General features: G+C 68.9%; 19 protein-coding genes. 11 read left to right on the plus strand and 8 right to left on the minus strand.

Features of this window, described 5'->3' with window-relative positions; translation table 11 throughout:
• Positions 1 to 18 precede the first annotated feature (18 nt).
• From MHN84_RS01465 to MHN84_RS01475, 3 genes are read left to right on the plus strand one after another with little or no spacing between them, the layout of a single operon-like run.
• Positions 19 to 630, plus strand: a complete 612-nt coding sequence (locus tag MHN84_RS01465) for an acid phosphatase (RefSeq protein ID WP_241202858.1) — start codon at positions 19 to 21, stop codon at positions 628 to 630.
• Complete coding sequence (locus MHN84_RS01470; RefSeq protein WP_241202859.1) at positions 627 to 1,727, plus strand: isochorismate synthase MenF; 1,101 nt, start codon at positions 627 to 629, stop codon at positions 1,725 to 1,727. The genes MHN84_RS01465 and MHN84_RS01470 overlap by 4 nt, the downstream gene beginning before the upstream one ends.
• Complete coding sequence (locus MHN84_RS01475) at positions 1,720 to 2,205, plus strand: GNAT family N-acetyltransferase (protein ID WP_241202860.1); 486 nt, start codon at positions 1,720 to 1,722, stop codon at positions 2,203 to 2,205. Before MHN84_RS01470 ends, MHN84_RS01475 begins: the two co-directional genes overlap by 8 nt.
• Here MHN84_RS01475 and MHN84_RS01480 read toward each other — a convergent pair.
• Both MHN84_RS01480 and aroQ read right to left on the minus strand, forming a co-directional pair.
• The gene (locus MHN84_RS01480; protein WP_241202861.1) at positions 2,154 to 2,567 is read right to left on the minus strand and encodes a hypothetical protein; all 414 of its coding nucleotides are present in this window, start codon (positions 2,565 to 2,567) and stop codon (positions 2,154 to 2,156) included. The two genes, MHN84_RS01475 and MHN84_RS01480, sit on opposite strands and share 52 nt — an antisense overlap.
• Positions 2,564 to 3,007 carry a type II 3-dehydroquinate dehydratase gene (aroQ, locus tag MHN84_RS01485; RefSeq protein ID WP_241202862.1) on the minus strand — a complete coding sequence of 148 codons (444 nt, stop codon included), beginning with the start codon at positions 3,005 to 3,007 and terminating at the stop codon, positions 2,564 to 2,566. The genes MHN84_RS01480 and aroQ overlap by 4 nt, the downstream gene beginning before the upstream one ends.
• 81 nt (positions 3,008 to 3,088) lie before the next feature.
• Here aroQ and MHN84_RS01490 point away from each other — a divergent pair, with 81 nt between their 5' ends.
• Together MHN84_RS01490 and whiB1 are read left to right on the plus strand one after the other, a co-directional pair.
• On the plus strand, positions 3,089 to 4,045 hold the full coding sequence (locus tag MHN84_RS01490) for a diacylglycerol kinase family protein (protein ID WP_241202863.1): 957 nt from the start codon (positions 3,089 to 3,091) through the stop codon (positions 4,043 to 4,045).
• A gap of 269 nt (positions 4,046 to 4,314) precedes the next feature.
• The gene (gene whiB1 / locus MHN84_RS01495) at positions 4,315 to 4,569 is read left to right on the plus strand and encodes a transcriptional regulator WhiB1 (protein WP_046364816.1); all 255 of its coding nucleotides are present in this window, start codon (positions 4,315 to 4,317) and stop codon (positions 4,567 to 4,569) included.
• 137 nt (positions 4,570 to 4,706) lie between these two features.
• Here whiB1 and MHN84_RS01500 read toward each other — a convergent pair whose 3' ends face one another.
• Positions 4,707 to 6,197 (minus strand): sensor histidine kinase, encoded by a 1,491-nt coding sequence (locus tag MHN84_RS01500; RefSeq protein WP_241202864.1) that lies wholly within the window; start codon positions 6,195 to 6,197, stop codon positions 4,707 to 4,709.
• A 27-nt stretch (positions 6,198 to 6,224) separates the two neighbouring features.
• Positions 6,225 to 6,440: a biotin/lipoyl-binding carrier protein gene (locus MHN84_RS01505; RefSeq protein ID WP_090281687.1), complete on the minus strand. Its 216-nt coding sequence runs from the start codon at positions 6,438 to 6,440 to the stop codon at positions 6,225 to 6,227.
• A gap of 135 nt (positions 6,441 to 6,575) precedes the next feature.
• On the opposite strand from MHN84_RS01505, the gene MHN84_RS29950 reads away from it, so the two are divergent.
• The gene (locus MHN84_RS29950) at positions 6,576 to 6,668 is read left to right on the plus strand and encodes a 50S ribosomal protein bL37 (protein ID WP_104863173.1); all 93 of its coding nucleotides are present in this window, start codon (positions 6,576 to 6,578) and stop codon (positions 6,666 to 6,668) included.
• 90 nt (positions 6,669 to 6,758) lie between these two features.
• Here the strand turns inward: MHN84_RS29950 and rsrA are convergent, their stop codons facing one another.
• Both rsrA and MHN84_RS01515 read right to left on the minus strand, forming a co-directional pair.
• A complete protein-coding gene (gene rsrA, locus MHN84_RS01510; RefSeq protein ID WP_374238302.1) occupies positions 6,759 to 7,064 on the minus strand; it encodes a mycothiol system anti-sigma-R factor in 306 nt (101 codons plus the stop codon).
• A 5-nt stretch (positions 7,065 to 7,069) separates the two neighbouring features.
• Complete coding sequence (locus MHN84_RS01515) at positions 7,070 to 7,735, minus strand: sigma-70 family RNA polymerase sigma factor (protein ID WP_241202866.1); 666 nt, start codon at positions 7,733 to 7,735, stop codon at positions 7,070 to 7,072.
• 222 nt (positions 7,736 to 7,957) lie between these two features.
• Between MHN84_RS01515 and MHN84_RS01520 the strand changes: the two genes are divergently transcribed.
• The 3 genes from MHN84_RS01520 (at position 7,958) to MHN84_RS01530 (ending at position 10,191) form a co-directional block, all read left to right on the plus strand.
• Entirely contained in the window at positions 7,958 to 8,446 is a 489-nt protein-coding gene (locus tag MHN84_RS01520) for an aminoacyl-tRNA deacylase (protein WP_241202867.1), read from the plus strand.
• Positions 8,447 to 8,456: 10 nt separating this feature from the next.
• Positions 8,457 to 9,302: an NAD(P)-dependent oxidoreductase gene (locus MHN84_RS01525; RefSeq protein WP_241202868.1), complete on the plus strand. Its 846-nt coding sequence runs from the start codon at positions 8,457 to 8,459 to the stop codon at positions 9,300 to 9,302.
• A 121-nt stretch (positions 9,303 to 9,423) separates the two neighbouring features.
• Positions 9,424 to 10,191 carry a class I SAM-dependent methyltransferase gene (locus MHN84_RS01530; RefSeq protein ID WP_241202869.1) on the plus strand — a complete coding sequence of 256 codons (768 nt, stop codon included), beginning with the start codon at positions 9,424 to 9,426 and terminating at the stop codon, positions 10,189 to 10,191.
• Here MHN84_RS01530 and MHN84_RS01535 read toward each other — a convergent pair.
• Together MHN84_RS01535 and MHN84_RS01540 are read right to left on the minus strand one after the other, a co-directional pair.
• On the minus strand, positions 10,176 to 11,687 hold the full coding sequence (locus tag MHN84_RS01535; protein WP_241202870.1) for a methyltransferase: 1,512 nt from the start codon (positions 11,685 to 11,687) through the stop codon (positions 10,176 to 10,178). The two genes, MHN84_RS01530 and MHN84_RS01535, sit on opposite strands and share 16 nt — an antisense overlap.
• Entirely contained in the window at positions 11,684 to 12,436 is a 753-nt protein-coding gene (locus MHN84_RS01540) for an SOS response-associated peptidase (protein WP_241202871.1), read from the minus strand. Before MHN84_RS01540 ends, MHN84_RS01535 begins: the two co-directional genes overlap by 4 nt.
• 46 nt (positions 12,437 to 12,482) lie before the next feature.
• Between MHN84_RS01540 and aroA the strand changes: the two genes are divergently transcribed.
• Together aroA and rsgA are read left to right on the plus strand one after the other, a co-directional pair.
• Positions 12,483 to 13,799, plus strand: coding sequence for a 3-phosphoshikimate 1-carboxyvinyltransferase (aroA, locus tag MHN84_RS01545; RefSeq protein WP_241202872.1), 1,317 nt, complete (start codon positions 12,483 to 12,485; stop codon positions 13,797 to 13,799).
• Positions 13,796 to 14,770: a ribosome small subunit-dependent GTPase A gene (rsgA, locus tag MHN84_RS01550; RefSeq protein ID WP_241202873.1), complete on the plus strand. Its 975-nt coding sequence runs from the start codon at positions 13,796 to 13,798 to the stop codon at positions 14,768 to 14,770. Before aroA ends, rsgA begins: the two co-directional genes overlap by 4 nt.
• Positions 14,771 to 14,904: the final 134 nt, after the last annotated feature.

Below are 14,904 nucleotides of genomic sequence, written 5' to 3' on the forward strand. Positions count from 1 at the left end.
TGCGGCAGAATCGGACACGTGGCTCTTCTGCAACACCGGCTGATCCTGCTTCGCCACGGCGAGACCGAATGGTCGAAATCCGGTAAGCACACCGGGCGGACGGAACTCGAGCTCACCGAGCACGGGCGCGCGCAGGCCGCGGCCGCCGCCGAAACCGTCACCCAACTGCGCCTGCAGAACCCCTTGGTGATCAGCAGCCCCCGGGTGCGCGCCCGCACCACCGCCGAGCTCGCGGGGCTGCACGTCGACGAGGTCAACGAGCTGATCAGGGAGTGGGACTACGGCGACTACGAGGGCACCACGACAGAGGAGATCCGCAAAGCGGTGCCGAACTGGTTGGTGTGGACGCACGGCTGCCCCGGCGGCGAGACCACGGCCGCGGTCTGCGAGCGCGCCGACCGGGCGATCGCGGTGGCGCTCGAGCACATGGAGAGCCGCGACGTCGTGTTCGTGGGCCACGGTCATTTCTCCCGCGCGGTGATCACCCGCTGGATCGAACAGCCCGTCTATGAAGGCATCCGCTTCGCGATGCCGGCCGTGTCGATCGCGGTGTGCGGCTTCGAGCACGGGGTGCGTCAGCTCACCTCGCTCGGCCTGACCGGCCGCCCCGACCCGGCCGTCTCCACGTGACCCGTGAGCCGACGTTCGTCCTCGCCGGACCCGACGAGGTGGTGGTGGCCGACGGCGTGCACACCGCCTTTCCCCGGATCGCCGACGCACGGGCCGCGCTCGCGTCGCACAGCGCACCGATCATCGTCGGGGCGTTGCCGTTCGATCTGAGCCAGCCGGCGGCGCTGATGCGGCCTCAGACGATCCGCTTCTCCCCCGATCTGCCCGCGTGGCCACTGCGCGAACTCCCGCCGGCGCGCATCACCGCGACCACGCCCGACGCCGAGGAGCACCGCCGCCGTGTCGCGGTCGCCGTCGCGCGCCTCGCCGATCCGGCGACGGCGCTGCACAAGGTGGTGCTCGCGCGGGCGTTGACCGTCAGCGCTGAGGGACCGCTGGACGCACGGACGCTGCTGCACCGGCTCACCGGCAACGACGCGCAGGCGGTCAAATACCTCGTCGACCTGTCCGCGGCGGGCGAGGGTCACTCCGGCACGGCGCTGATCGGGGCGAGCCCCGAACTGCTGGTGGCGCGCCGCGGCCAGCAGGTGATGTGCCGGCCCTTCGCGGGCTCGGCACCCCGACTCGCCGATCCCGACGCCGACGCGGAAAGCGGTGCAGCATTGGCGAATTCGACCAAGAACCGGCATGAGCACCAGCTCGTGGTCGAAGCGTTGCGTGACGCGCTCGACCCGCTGTGCACCGACCTGCAGATCGCCGAGCGGCCGCAGTTGGCCAAGACCGCCGCGGTGTGGCATCTCTACACCCCGATCACCGGCCTGTTGCGCGAGACGGCGACGACGGCGCTGGATCTGGCGATCGCCCTGCATCCCACCCCGGCCGTCGGCGGCTCCCCGACCGCCGCGGCGACGGAACTGATCACCGAACTCGAAGGCGATCGCGGCTTCTACGCGGGTGCCGTGGGCTGGTGCGATCAGCGTGGCGACGGCCGCTGGGTGGTGTCCATCCGCTGCGCGCAGCTGTCCGCCGACCGCCGCTCGGCGGTGGCTCATTCCGGTGGCGGCATCGTCGCCGAGTCCGATCCCGACGACGAGTTGGCAGAGACCACAACGAAATTCAAGACCATACTGGCGGCGTTGGGAGTGCGCGATGAGTGAGGTGATCCGGGCGGTGCGACCGGGCGACGAGACCGAGCTGACCGCGATGATCCATGAGCTGGCCGACTTCGAACGTGCGTCAGCCGAGTGCACCGTCACCGAAACCCAGCTCCGGAGCGCGCTTTTCGGCGACGACCCGGTGGTCTACGGCCTGCTGGCCGAGGTCGACGGTCAGGCTGCCGGCGGCGCGCTGTGGTTTCGGAACTTCTCGACCTGGGACGGCGTGGCCGGCGTCTACCTCGAAGACCTGTTCGTCCGTCCGGCATTTCGGCGACGAGGGTTGGCGCGCCGACTGCTCTCGGCCTTGGCGCGCGAATGCGTCGACCACGGCTACACCCGTCTCACCTGGGCGGTGCTGGACTGGAACTCCAACGCCATCGCCCTCTACGACGCGGTGGGCGGGCGTCCGCAGAGCGAGTGGATCACCTATCGGGTGTCGGGCCCCGAACTGTCGGCGCTGGCATCCGAATCCGATTGAGTGAACCAGGCCAGACCAGCTGGGCTGAACAACAGCGCCAGCACGGCGATCGACGCGGCCGCCACCGCTATCGCATAGCCGAGTTGGCCGGAGCTGAACACGTACCAGGCCACGCCCAACAGGACGAGGTTGGCGAACACCGCGATGCCGCGTCCCCACCGCCGCCCGGTCACCAGCGCCCAGCCCGCGGCCGCGACGGCCGACCCCATGATCGCGAACCACACGGCGGTGCCGTAGCCACTGATCGCGTCCTCGTGGTGTCCGGCGGCTTCCCGCACGACGAGCACGATGGCCGCCACCAAGGCGAGCGCGCCCTGCAGACCCGCGATCCCGCCGGCGATGCGCACCGGTGCCGGCGTCACGGCGCGAGCCGGTCCGCCAGATAGCGGACCGCCATCTCGTAGCCGAGCGGACCGGCACCGGCGATCACCATGTCGGCCACCGCCGACACATGGGAGTGGTGCCGGAACTGTTCACGCGCATGGATGTTGCTCAAATGCACCTCGGCCACCGGCAATCCGACCGATCGCAACGCGTCGGCGATCGCGATCGAGGTGTGGCTGTAGGCCGCCGGGTTGATCACGATCGCCACGCAGTCGTCGCGGGCCGCCTGGATGGCGTCGACGAGTTCGCCCTCGTGGTTGCTCTGCACCGCACGCACCTTCAGGTCGTGGTCGGCGGCCACCTCGCTGACTCTCGCCTCGATCTGGGCGAGAGTGGTCGTCCCGTACACCTCGGGCTGCCGGGTGCCGAGCAGATTCAGGTTCGGCCCGTTGAGCAGGAGCAGTCGACGTGCGGTCACGCAGGTACGGTACCGCCACCGGCGGGGCCGCCGACTCACAGCGCGCTGCGCGTTCACAGCCGACCGTTAGGCTCACCCCTCGTGCGTGCCGTGCTGATCGTGAACCCGAATGCGACGTCGACGACGCCGGCGGGCCGCGACCTGCTGGCGCACGCCTTGGAGAGCCGGACCACGCTGTCCGTCGCACACACCGACCACCGCGGACACGCGATCGAGATCGCCGCGGAAGCGGCCCGCGACGGCGTCGACGTGGTGATCGTGCACGGCGGCGACGGCACGGTCAACGAGGTCGTCAACGGGATCCTCGGCGAGCTGGGGCCCACCAATCGCGGCCCCGCGGTCGGCGTCGTCCCCGGCGGTTCGGCCAATGTGTTCGCCCGCGCCCTGGGCATCAGCCCCGACCCGCTGGAGGCCACGAACCAACTCGTCGATCTGCTCTCGGAGTATCGGCGCACCCGCAGGTGGCGACGCATCGGCCTGATGGACTGCGGAGAACGCTGGGGGGTGTTCACCGCCGGCATGGGCGTCGACGGAGCCGTGGTGGCGGCGGTGGAGGAGCAGCGCGCGAAAGGCCGCAAGGTCACCGCGGGGCGCTACATCCGGGTGGCGATCAGGGAGGTGCTGGCCAGTACGCGGGAGGAGCCGACGCTCACCGTGCATCTGCCCGACCGCGAACCGGTCACCGGCGTGCACTTCGCGTTCGTGTCGAACTCCAGTCCGTGGACCTACGCCAACGCCCGCCCGGTGTGGACGAATCCGGACACCACGTTCGAGACCGGGCTCGGCGTGTTCGCGACGACCAGCATGAACGTGTGGGCCAATTTGCGTCTGGTCCGGCAGATGCTCTCCCGCAAGCCGCGGCTGACCGCCAAGCATCTGCTGCGCGACGACGACCTGCCCAGCCTCACGATCACCAGTGACGGGCCGGTCGCCTGTCAGATCGACGGTGATTTCGTCGGAACGCGCGACGACATGACGTTCACGTCGGTTCCGAACGCGCTCGCAGTGGTCGCGCCGCCGCCGGCTCCCCGTTCCTGACGGGTTCTGACCTGCGCCGGAGCCGACTGGGAGACACCTCACAGGGGCGATCGAGGGCGCAGGTGGGTTAAGAGTAGTACAACGGAATGGAGGGCCGGAAAACGGCCTGCTGTAGTGAGATAGCCCACGTGTTAACGAACTGCTATTGACATCTGTTCAGCCTGTGAAAGCATCGGATGCAACAGCGCAGAAACATTTGGAGCGCTTGCGTTAACAGCCGAAGGAAAAGCTCGTGCGCTTCGCTGCGCACACGATAAGGAGTAGAACACATGGATTGGCGCCACAAGGCGGTCTGTCGCGATGAGGATCCGGAACTGTTCTTCCCGGTGGGGAACAGCGGCCCGGCCCTCGCCCAGATCGCTGACGCGAAGCTCGTGTGCAACCGGTGCCCCGTCACCGCGGAGTGCCTGAGCTGGGCTTTGGACTCCGGCCAGGACGCCGGCGTCTGGGGTGGCATGAGCGAGGACGAGCGCCGCGCGCTCAAGCGTCGCAACGCTCGCACGAAGGCTCGCTCCGGCGTCTGATCTCCGACGCGCACTTCTGCCGACGGCCCCGACGAAAGTCGGGGCCGTCGCTGTGTGAGCTGAATTACACGCCAGCTATCCGTAATGCGAACGCGAAGAATGGCAGCTTCAGCCACTATGTGAACCGCCGCAATTAGTCAGAATTGACTCGTGCGGGCTCGACGGCCGATCGGCACTCTCAGCACCACATCGGTTCCGCCGTCCGGTACGTCGTGCATACCGAGCGAACCGTCGAGCTCGGCCGACACCAGGGTCCGCACGATCTGCAACCCCAGACGGTCGGATTTCTCGAGACTGAAGCCCGCGGGCAGTCCGCGACCGTCATCGTGGACGACGACGTCGAGCCAGCGCGCCGACCGCTCCGACCGGATCGTCACGCAACCCGTTGCCGTCGTGCTGTCGAAGGCGTGCTCGATGGCGTTCTGCACCAGCTCGGTGATCACCATGATCAGCGCGGTCGCGCGGTCGGCGTCGAGAACCCCCAGGTCCCCTTCCCGGTTGATCCGGATCGGCGAATCCACCGTGGCGACATCGTTCATGATCGGCAGGATGCGATCGATGACCTGGTCGAGGTTCACCTCTTCGTCGACCGACATCGAGAGCGCGTCATGCACCAGGGCGATGGACGATACGCGGCGAACCGATTCGATGAGCGCCTCGCGCCCCTCCGCGTTGGTGGTGCGCCGCGCCTGTAACCGCAGCAGGGCGGCCACGGTCTGCAGGTTGTTCTTCACCCGGTGGTGGATCTCCCGGATCGTGGCGTCCTTCGACAGCAGCGCCCGGTCGCGGCGTTTGACCTCGGTGACGTCGCGGATCAGCACCGCCGCCCCCACCGCGTCGCCGTGGGCCAGCAGCGGCAGCGTACGCAGCAGGACGGCCGCCCCGCCGGCGTCGACCTCCATCCGCATGCTCGACCCGCCGGCCAGCGAGTCCCGCACGTGGTTGGCCAGTTCCTGGGCGTCGAAAGGATCCGAGATCAGCGGCCGGGTCACCGTCACGAGGTTGTGTCCCTCGAGTTCGGCCGTCAACCCCATGCGGTGGTAGGCGGAGATCGCGTTCGGGCTGGCGAACGTGACGATCCCGGCCTTGTCGAGCCGGATGAAGCCGTCACCGACCCGGGGACTCGATCGCGACATCGCGAGGTCACCGACGTTGGGGAAGGTGCCCTCCGACAGCATCAGCAACAGGTCGGCGGCACAGTCGACGTAGGCGGCCTCCAGCGGGCTCGCCTGCCGTGGGGCCAGCGACGTCTGATGGGTCAGGACGGCGACGACGTGGGAGCCGTGCCGGACCGGCACGGCCTCGACGTTCAGGCCGGGCGCACCGTCGGTGCCCTCGATCGTGGAGCGCCCGATGGCGCCGGAATCGAACGCTGTCGCGATGATCGGGACGGTCGTGGTCTCGGCGATGGTGCCGACGGCGTCGGCCAGCAGTACCGTCGGTGCGGTGTTGGGCCGGACCTGGGCCACGCACACCACGCGGCCGTCGTCGCGTCGCACCCACATCAAAAAGTCGGCGAACGACAGGTCGGCCAGCAGTTGCCATTCACCGACGACGGCGTGCAGGTGATCGACGGCGTTGCCGGGCAGGACCGTGTGCTCGGCGAGCAGGTCACCGAGGGTGGACATGGACCTACCGGTGGTGTTGTCGGTGGGCTAGCTGATGACGGCGATGAGATCGCCGGCCTGGATCACGTCGCCGACGGAAACGCTGACCTTACTGATCGTGCCGGCGACCTCGGCGAGCACCGGGATCTCCATCTTCATCGACTCGAGCAGTACCAACGTGTCGCCTTCACCGATCTGATCGCCCTCGCTGACCACGACCTCGAGCACACTGGCCACGATTTCGGCGCGAACGTCCTCGGCCATCTTCAACCCCACTCATCCACCGGCGTCTTGTCCGGTCTATCGAACCACACCCCTGCTGGATCTGAACTGTGGACAGAGCATCAACCGGCCCGTGAGACAATGGCTGCAATCAGTCGAGAAATTCGGAGGTGGATGATGGCCAAGCGTGGCCGCAAGAAGCGCGATCGTAAGCACAGCAAGGCCAACCACGGCAAGCGGCCCAACTGCGGGTCGAAGTCAGTGCGCTGACCGCCTGAGCAACGACGAACCGCCCGGACTTCCCTTCGGAAGCCGGGCGGTTCGTCGTTCTCGGTGCAGGTAACTGGGGTCAGCCCCTGATCAGCTGCCGCGGATGATCGTGGTCTGGCTGATCTGGATGCGCAGCCGTTCCCGCAGGCTCTCCGGGGCACGTTCACCGCTGCATTTGGTGGCGATCAAGTTCTTGACCCGTTCCTCGATGCCGTAGTGGCGAAGGCAGGTCGGGCACTCTTCCAAGTGGTGGCGCAGCCGGTCGCGGGTCTCGACGGTGCACTCACCGTCGAGCAGCGTCCACACCTCGGCGATCACCGCAGCGCATTCGGGGTGCTCGGGGTCGATCGGACCGATGGGCGGGCTCCAGCGTTCCTCGTCGGAACCGCTCTGCATGCCGGTCATGACGTGACCTCCTGGGTTGCGTCGGCCTGCTGGCCGCGGATGAAGCCGCGGTCGCGGGCCACATCGGCCAACAACTCGCGCAATTGCCGCCTGCCGCGGTGTAGCCGCGACATCACTGTCCCTATCGGCGTTTCCATGATCTCGGCGATCTCCTTGTAGGGAAAACCCTCGACGTCGGCGTAGTAGACGGCCATCCGGAACTCTTCGGGCAGCGCCTGCAGGGCTTCCTTGATCTCGTTGTCGGGCAGCGCCTCGAGCGCCTCCACCTCGGCCGACCGCAGCCCCGTCGAGGAATGCTCGGCGTTGGCCGCCAGCTGCCAGTCGGTGATCTCCTCGGTCGGATACTCCGAGGGCTGACGCTGCTTCTTGCGGTAGCTGTTGATGTAGGTGTTGGTCAGGATGCGGTAGAGCCACGCTTTGAGGTTGGTGCCCGCTCGGAAGGAGCGGAACCCGGCGTAGGCCTTGACCATGGTTTCCTGCAGCAGATCCTCGGCGTCGGCGGGATTGCGCGTCATGCGCAGCGCGCCGCCGTAGAGCTGATCGAGCAGCGGAATGGCGTCTCGTTCGAAACGAGCGGTCAGCTCTGCGTCGGTCTCCTCCGACGCGGGTTTCGTGTCTGGATCGAGGGTGGCCTCAACGGCCGACCCGTCGGTGTCAGTCATTCTCAGGAACACCGTCCCTTCTGTTGCGGCACCAGCGAGGCGGTCCGGTGGACGCACCAGACGCAACGGGGCCTCTGCGGCCAACGTTGGCACCATGTATCCCCTTCTGTCGATCCTAAAGGTCATGACTGACGGCTTCTCTTCTGCTGCCCCGGACACCAGCACAGCTGATGGTGACAACAGCGGCGGCGGCACAGCTGTTCCCCGCCGTACTCTGTTGCGGTGGTCCGCGCAGCGACACCGGCGATTGCAGCCCTGGTGGCGGCCGGCGTGCCGCACACGGTGCTGACGTACCGGCACGATCCCCGCTCGGAAGCTTTCGGCGACGAGGCGGTCGCGGAGCTCGCCGGTGACGGGGTGGTGGCCGATCAGATCTTCAAGACGCTGGTCGTGGCGCTGCCGAAAGGCCTGGGTGTCGCGGTGCTGCCGGTTCCGCACAAACTGTCGCTCAAGTCCGCTGCCGCAGCGCTGGGGGCCGCCAAGGCGACGATGGCCGATCCGGGCGCCGCGCAGCGTTCCACCGGCTACGTCGTGGGCGGGATCAGCCCGCTGGGACAGCGCAAGCCGCTGCCGACGGTGGTGGACTCTTCGGCGCTGCGGTGGGACCGGGTGCTGTGCAGCGCCGGCAAGCGGGGTCTGGACGTCGCGTTGGACCCGCGGGATCTGGTGCGACTGACCAACGCGGTCACCGCCGAGATCACCGCACTCTAGGGTGAAGCCCATGTCACTCGCGGGAAAAACGATGTTCATCTCCGGAGCCAGCCGCGGTATCGGTCTGGCGATCGCCAAACGGGTCGCGGCCGACGGCGCCAACATCGCGCTGGTCGCCAAGACCGCTGAGCCTCATCCGAAGTTGCCGGGCACCATCTACACCGCGGCCAAGGAGATCGAGGAGGTCGGCGGCCAGGCGTTGCCGATCGTCGGGGATGTGCGTGACGGGGATTCGGTGGCGGCGGCGGTGGCGGCCGCGGTCGAGCAGTTCGGCGGGATCGACATCTGTGTCAACAACGCCTCGGCCATCAATCTCGGCTCGATCGAAGACGTCCCGCTCAAGCGCTTCGACCTGATGAACGGCATCCAGGTGCGGGGCACCTACGCGGTGTCACAAGCCTGCATCCCGCACATGAAGGGCCGGGAGAACCCGCACATCCTGACGTTGTCGCCGCCGGTGCTGTTGGAGCCCAAGTGGCTCACGCCGACGCCGTACATGATGGCGAAGTTCGGAATGACGTTGTGCGCGTTGGGTATCGCCGAAGAGATGCGTGAGGCGGGTATCGCGTCGAACACCCTGTGGCCACGCACCATGGTGGCGACCGCCGCGGTGCAGAACTTGCTCGGCGGCGAGGAATCCATGAAGCGCTCACGCAAGCCGGAGGTCTACTCCGACGCGGCATACGCGGTGCTCACCAAACCGTCGAGCTATACAGGCAACACCCTGCTGTGTGAGGACGTGCTCCTCGAATCGGGCGTCACCGATCTGTCGGTGTACGACTGTGTGCCGGGTTCCGATCTGGGCGTGGACTTCTGGGTCGACGCGTCCAACCCGCCCGGCTACACCCAACCCTGACGTTCCACGCCTCGAAAGTGCACTCCCGGTAGCGAATTTTCCTTGGCACTACCGGGAGTGCACTTTCGCGGTCAGGCGGGAGCTCCCCCGCTCATCGGCTCATCGTGGCACGCTGATCGACATGTCCTCGTCGATCTGGGCCGGCGGGCGTTATGACGCCGTCGGCGACCGTATTGCGCACATCGCTTCTCGCGTGGTCGACGCCGCCGGGCGCCGAGTCCCGTTGCCGCGCGCCAGGGTCGTCGATCTCGCCTGCGGCACCGGCAGCGCTGCACGAGCCGCAGCTGCCCTGGGAGCGGACGTCACCGGCATCGACGTCACCGGTGAGCTGATCGACCTCGCCGCGCAGCGGGCACCCGACATCACGTGGACGGTCGCCGACGCCGCCGACACCGGGCTCCCTGCAGCGTCCTTCGACGTCGCAGTGTCCAACATGGGCATCATCTTCGTCGACCCGGACCGGCAGGTCGCCGAGATCATTCGACTCCTCAAACCGTCTGGCGTGGTGGCATTTTCGGCGTGGGTACGACGCGGAAGCAATCCGTTGTTCGACCCGATCGTCGAGGTCCTGGGCCCACCCCCGCCGGCGCCCCACACCCCCGACCAGTGGGGCGACGAGCGCATCGTCGCGCAGCGGCTCGCGCAGTTCGACGACGTCGAGTTCGACCACGGCGAACACCGATGGGAGTTCTCGTCGGTCGCCGACGGGCTGCAGTGGCTGCAGACCGGCTCACCGATGCACGTCGCGACCTTCGACCGCGCCGGCGCCGCACGGCGGGACCTCGCCGACGCCTTCGCTCGGGCGCTGCAGCAGCACGCCGCACCGTCGGGTGCCGTCGCGGTCACGTCGCCCTACGTCGTGGTCACCGCCACCTATCGCGCCTCGTAGAGGATGCCCCGGCCGATCGCCTCCCGGACGACGGGCATCGCGGCGTCGGCCAGCGCGTCGGCGTCCACACCGTGGTGGGCGGCAAGCAGCTCGACCAGCATGCCCAGCGGCACCTCCCCCCGGCATCCCGCGAACAATGCCCGCGACACCTCGTCGACACCGATGACCGCTCCCGGCCCGCCGGGGCGGCGGACCGCGGCGCCGACGGTCTGCCAGCCCTCGGGGCCCGGCAGGGACTGCTCCTCGAGGAACACCGGCGCGGTGGTCAGCCGGGTGGCGAGGAGCTGGTCGTCGCTGACGCGGTGCAGATACTCACGACGGGCGAAGAATGCCTCGACCTCGGGTCCGGTCGGCTGCTCGTCGGCTCCGGTGATCTCCTCGAAGATCTGCTCGGGTGCCCGGTTCTCGCCGTGGCGCGGTGCGCGCACCACGACCATCCCCATGCCGACCCCGGCGATGCCTTCGGCGTCGAACCAGTCCAGCCAGCGCCCGCCGCGCCGGGCCGCGTCTTCCGGTAGCTCCCCCGCGTCCGAGGTCCACAGCGAGACATAGCTGATCGGATCGGCGAACTCCCGCTGTACCACCCACGCGTGCAGCCCGCTGCCGTCGAGCCACGCGCGGACCCGCTCGCGCCAGTCCTGCCCGTCACGGATGATCCAGTTCGCCATGATCTGCGCGGTGCCACCCATTTCCAGATACTCACCAGCCTCCCGAATCATGCTCTCGCACAACGCGTCTCCGACCATCCCGGAGTCGCGGTAGATGTAGTCGAGGTCCCCTACGCCGACCACGAACGGCGGGTTCGACACGATCAGGTCGAAGCGCTCCCCCGCCACCGGCTCGAAGAGACTGCCGGCCCGCAGATCCCAGGACATCCCGTTGAGCCGGGCCGTCGCCGCAGCCAACGCCAGGGCGCGGTCGTTGGTGTCGGTGGCGACGACCTCGTCGCAATGCCCGGCCAGGTGTAGCGCCTGGATCCCGCAACCGGTCCCGACATCCAGCGCACGGCCGACGGGTGAACGAATCACCGCGTGCGCCAACGAGATCGATGCACCACCGATGCCGAGAACGTGGTCGTGTCGGACTGGGCCGGGTCGCAGCGCCGCATCCTGATCGGAGACGACGAGGAAGTCGCGCGCCCCGTCGCTGTGCGGCCGGATGTCGAGGACAGCAGTGACGGTGTCCGCGCCGGTGGACTGCACGACGCCCGCAGCGATCAGCGCATCGACACCGGTGCGGGGGAACGCCTGACCGACGCGGTTGCGGGACTCCTCGGCGCCCAGCAGGAACAGCCGCACCAGCGTCGCCAACGACTCCGTGCCCGCAGCGCAGCGCTCGGTGGCGCGTAGCGCCGACCACCACAGCCCCCTGCTGAACGCCCCGCCGGCGTCCGCGCCTAGCAGCTCCCCCACCCCGTCGGTGGTGTACTGCGCGGCCGCCAGATCCGCAGCCAGGGTGTCGAGCACCGCCGGATCGGACAGCGGACGGCTGCTCACAGCAGAGTGCCCTGCTCGGCCTGTGGTTCCACCGGCTCGATCAACTCGGGCCCGTTGTTGCGCACGCTGTTGACCAGCCGCGACACCTCGCGGATGGCGATGCGGTCTAGATCGCCGTGGCCGCGCAGCAACCCCTCGTCCATCGGGGCGTCCGGGTCGAGCCAGTGGTCCCAATCGCCGGCGCTGATCGTCAACGGCATGCGGTCGTGGATCTCGGCGAGCGGACCCGCGGCGTCGGTGGTGATGATCGTGCAGCTCAACAGCGGAGGGGCGTCCTTCGGCGCGTCTTTCGGCCGCCACGACGACCACAGCCCGGCCATGAACAGCGGTTCACCATCGGTCGCATGCATGAAGAACGGTGTCTTCGCGCCCTTCTGGCCCTGCCATTCGTACCAGCCGTCCATCGGCACCAGGCAGCGCTTGCCCTTCGCGGAGCTGCGGAACGCCGGCGAGCTGGTGACCTTGTCGGAGCGCGCGTTGATCAGCAGCGGGCCCTTGGTCTCGGGGGCACCGGTGTCGGTGGCCTTGACCCATGGCGGCACCAGGCCCCAGCGCATGAGCCGCACCCGGCGCGTGGACTCGTCGTCGGGATGGGTGTGCCGCTTCACGACGGTGGCGACCGTCGTCGTCGGGGCCACGTTGTAGTTGGGGGACGGCGCGTCCTTCATTTCCGAGGTGGCCTCGTCGATCGCCTTGATCTTCTCGGCCAGCAGCGCCGGATCGGTGGTCACCGCGAATCGCCCGCACATGATCCCCATGGTGGCAGAAACCGGTGACAGGCCAGGATGGACCACAATGAACCCTGTGAGCACCTGGCCGGCCCCGTCGACGCAGACCCCTGTCCATGCCACCGTGACGGTGCCCGGCTCGAAGTCGCAGACCAACCGCGCGCTGGTGCTCGCCGCCCTCGCCGCGGCGGGCGGCGGCTCATCGACCGTCTCCGGGGCGTTGCGCAGCCGCGACACCGACCTGATGATCGCCGCACTGCAGGCGCTGGGGCTCCAGGTGGGCGCGTCGACCGTCGACGACACCACACTGACGATCAGCGGCGGACTGACGCCGCGGCCGGGCACCCGCATCGACTGCGGGTTGGCCGGCACGGTGCTGCGGTTCCTGCCGCCGGTTGCGGCGCTCAGCTCAGAATCGGTGACGTTCGACGGTGACGAACAGGCGCGCGCCCGGCCGATCGCACCGCTGCTCGACGGGTTGCGCGGACTCGGCGTCGGGATCGAGGGCGACGGTCTGCCGTTCGAGGTGCGCGGCGCAGGAGCAGTACGCGGAGGCACCGTCGAGATCGACGCGTCCGGTTCGTCTCAGTTCGTCTCCGGGCTCCTGCTCTCGGGTGCGGCGTTCGACGAGGGCCTCGAGATCGTGCACACCGGCGCCGAGGTGCCGTCCGCGCCACACATCGCGATGACCGTCGCGATGCTGCGGGAGGCCGGGGTCACCGTCGACGACACCACCGCCAATCGGTGGCGGGTCTCAAAAGGTCCGATCGCGGCCCGCGACTGGGCGATAGAGCCGGACCTGTCCAACTCGGTGCCGTTCCTGGCGGCCGCGGTGGTCAGCGGCGGCGCCGTCCGGGTCACGGGCTGGCCGGACGTCAGCGTCCAGCCGGCTCAGACGATCCTGTCGATCCTCAAAGGGTTCGGCGCGGTCGTCCGCCGCGGCGACTCCTACCTGGAGGTGCAGGGCACTGCGACCTTCGGCGGCGTCGACGTCGACCTGCGCGCCGTCGGCGAACTGGCACCGTCGGTGGCGGCGATGGCCGCGCTGGCCACCCCAGAATCGGTGAGCCATCTGCGCGGTATCGCGCATCTGCGCGGGCACGAGACGGACCGGTTGGCTGCGCTGAGCACCGAGATCAACCGGATCGGCGGACAGTGCGAGGAGACCGAGGACGGGCTGACGATCACCGCGCGGGTGATGCACGGCGGCGTGTGGCATTCCTACGCCGACCACCGGATGGCCACCGCAGGCGCGATCATCGGCCTGCGAGTGCCCGGGGTGGAGGTGGAGAACATCGGCACCACGGCCAAGACGCTGCCGGAGTTTCCTCAGCTGTGGGCCGACATGCTGGCCGGCCAGACCGACACCACGGTCGGCCTTTGACCCGACGCGAGTACGACGAGTCCGACGTCCGGGTGCGGCCCGGTCGAGGCTCGCGGCCGCGAACGAAGACCCGGCCCGAGCACGCCGACGCGCGGTCGGCCATGGTCGTCACCGTCGACCGGGGCCGCTGGGGTTGTGTACTCGACGGTGACCCCGCCCACCGCGTGACCGCGATGCGGGCGCGCGAACTCGGCCGCACCCCGATCGTCGTCGGCGACGACGTCGACGTGGTCGGTGACCTGTCCGGCCGCACGGACACCCTGGCGCGCATCGTGCGGCGGGCCGAGCGCAGGACGGTGTTGCGCCGCACGGCCGACGACACGGACCCGACGGAGCGGGTGGTGGTCGCCAACGCCGACCAACTGTTGATCGTGGTGGCGCTGGCCGATCCGCCGCCGCGCACGGGGCTCGTCGAGCGGGCACTGATCGCGGCCTACGTCGGGGGCCTGACGCCGATCCTCTGTCTGACCAAGACCGACCTCGCCGCGCCCGAACCGTTCGCTGCGCAGTTCGCGGGGCTGGACGTCACGATCGCGACGGCGGGTAGGGCCGACCCGCTCGAGGCGGTGCAGGCACTGTTGACCGACAAGGTCACAGTGCTATTGGGCCATTCCGGGGTCGGCAAGTCGACGCTGGTGAATCGCCTTGTGCCCGAGGCGGATCGGGCCACGGGCGCCGTCACCGACATCGGCCGGGGGCGGCACACGTCCACGCAGTCGGTGGCCCTGCCGCTGGCCGCCGGCGGCTGGGTGATCGACACGCCGGGAATCCGGTCGTTCGGGCTGGCACACATCGCCCCCGACGACGTGGTGATGGCGTTCTCGGATCTCGCCGACGCGATCGAGGACTGTCCCCGCGGCTGCGGACACATGGGGCCGCCGGCCGATCCCGAGTGCGCGCTCGACGGCCTCGAGGGTCCGGCGGCCGACCGGGTGGCAGCGGCTCGCCGCCTCCTCGCAGTCCTCGGGTGAACTCCGTCCGGCGAGCGCGCGCGTCTGCTCAGCGACGCGCCGGTGCAGGCGTACATCGAGCGCGCGCTCGCCGCTGATCGAGGGGAGAATCTGACCACCCGCCGACGATCTCGCGGCGGTGTTTGCCTGCCCCG

Source organism: Mycobacterium sp. PSTR-4-N (assembly GCF_022348085.1).
GTDB lineage: Bacteria > Actinomycetota > Actinomycetes > Mycobacteriales > Mycobacteriaceae > Mycobacterium.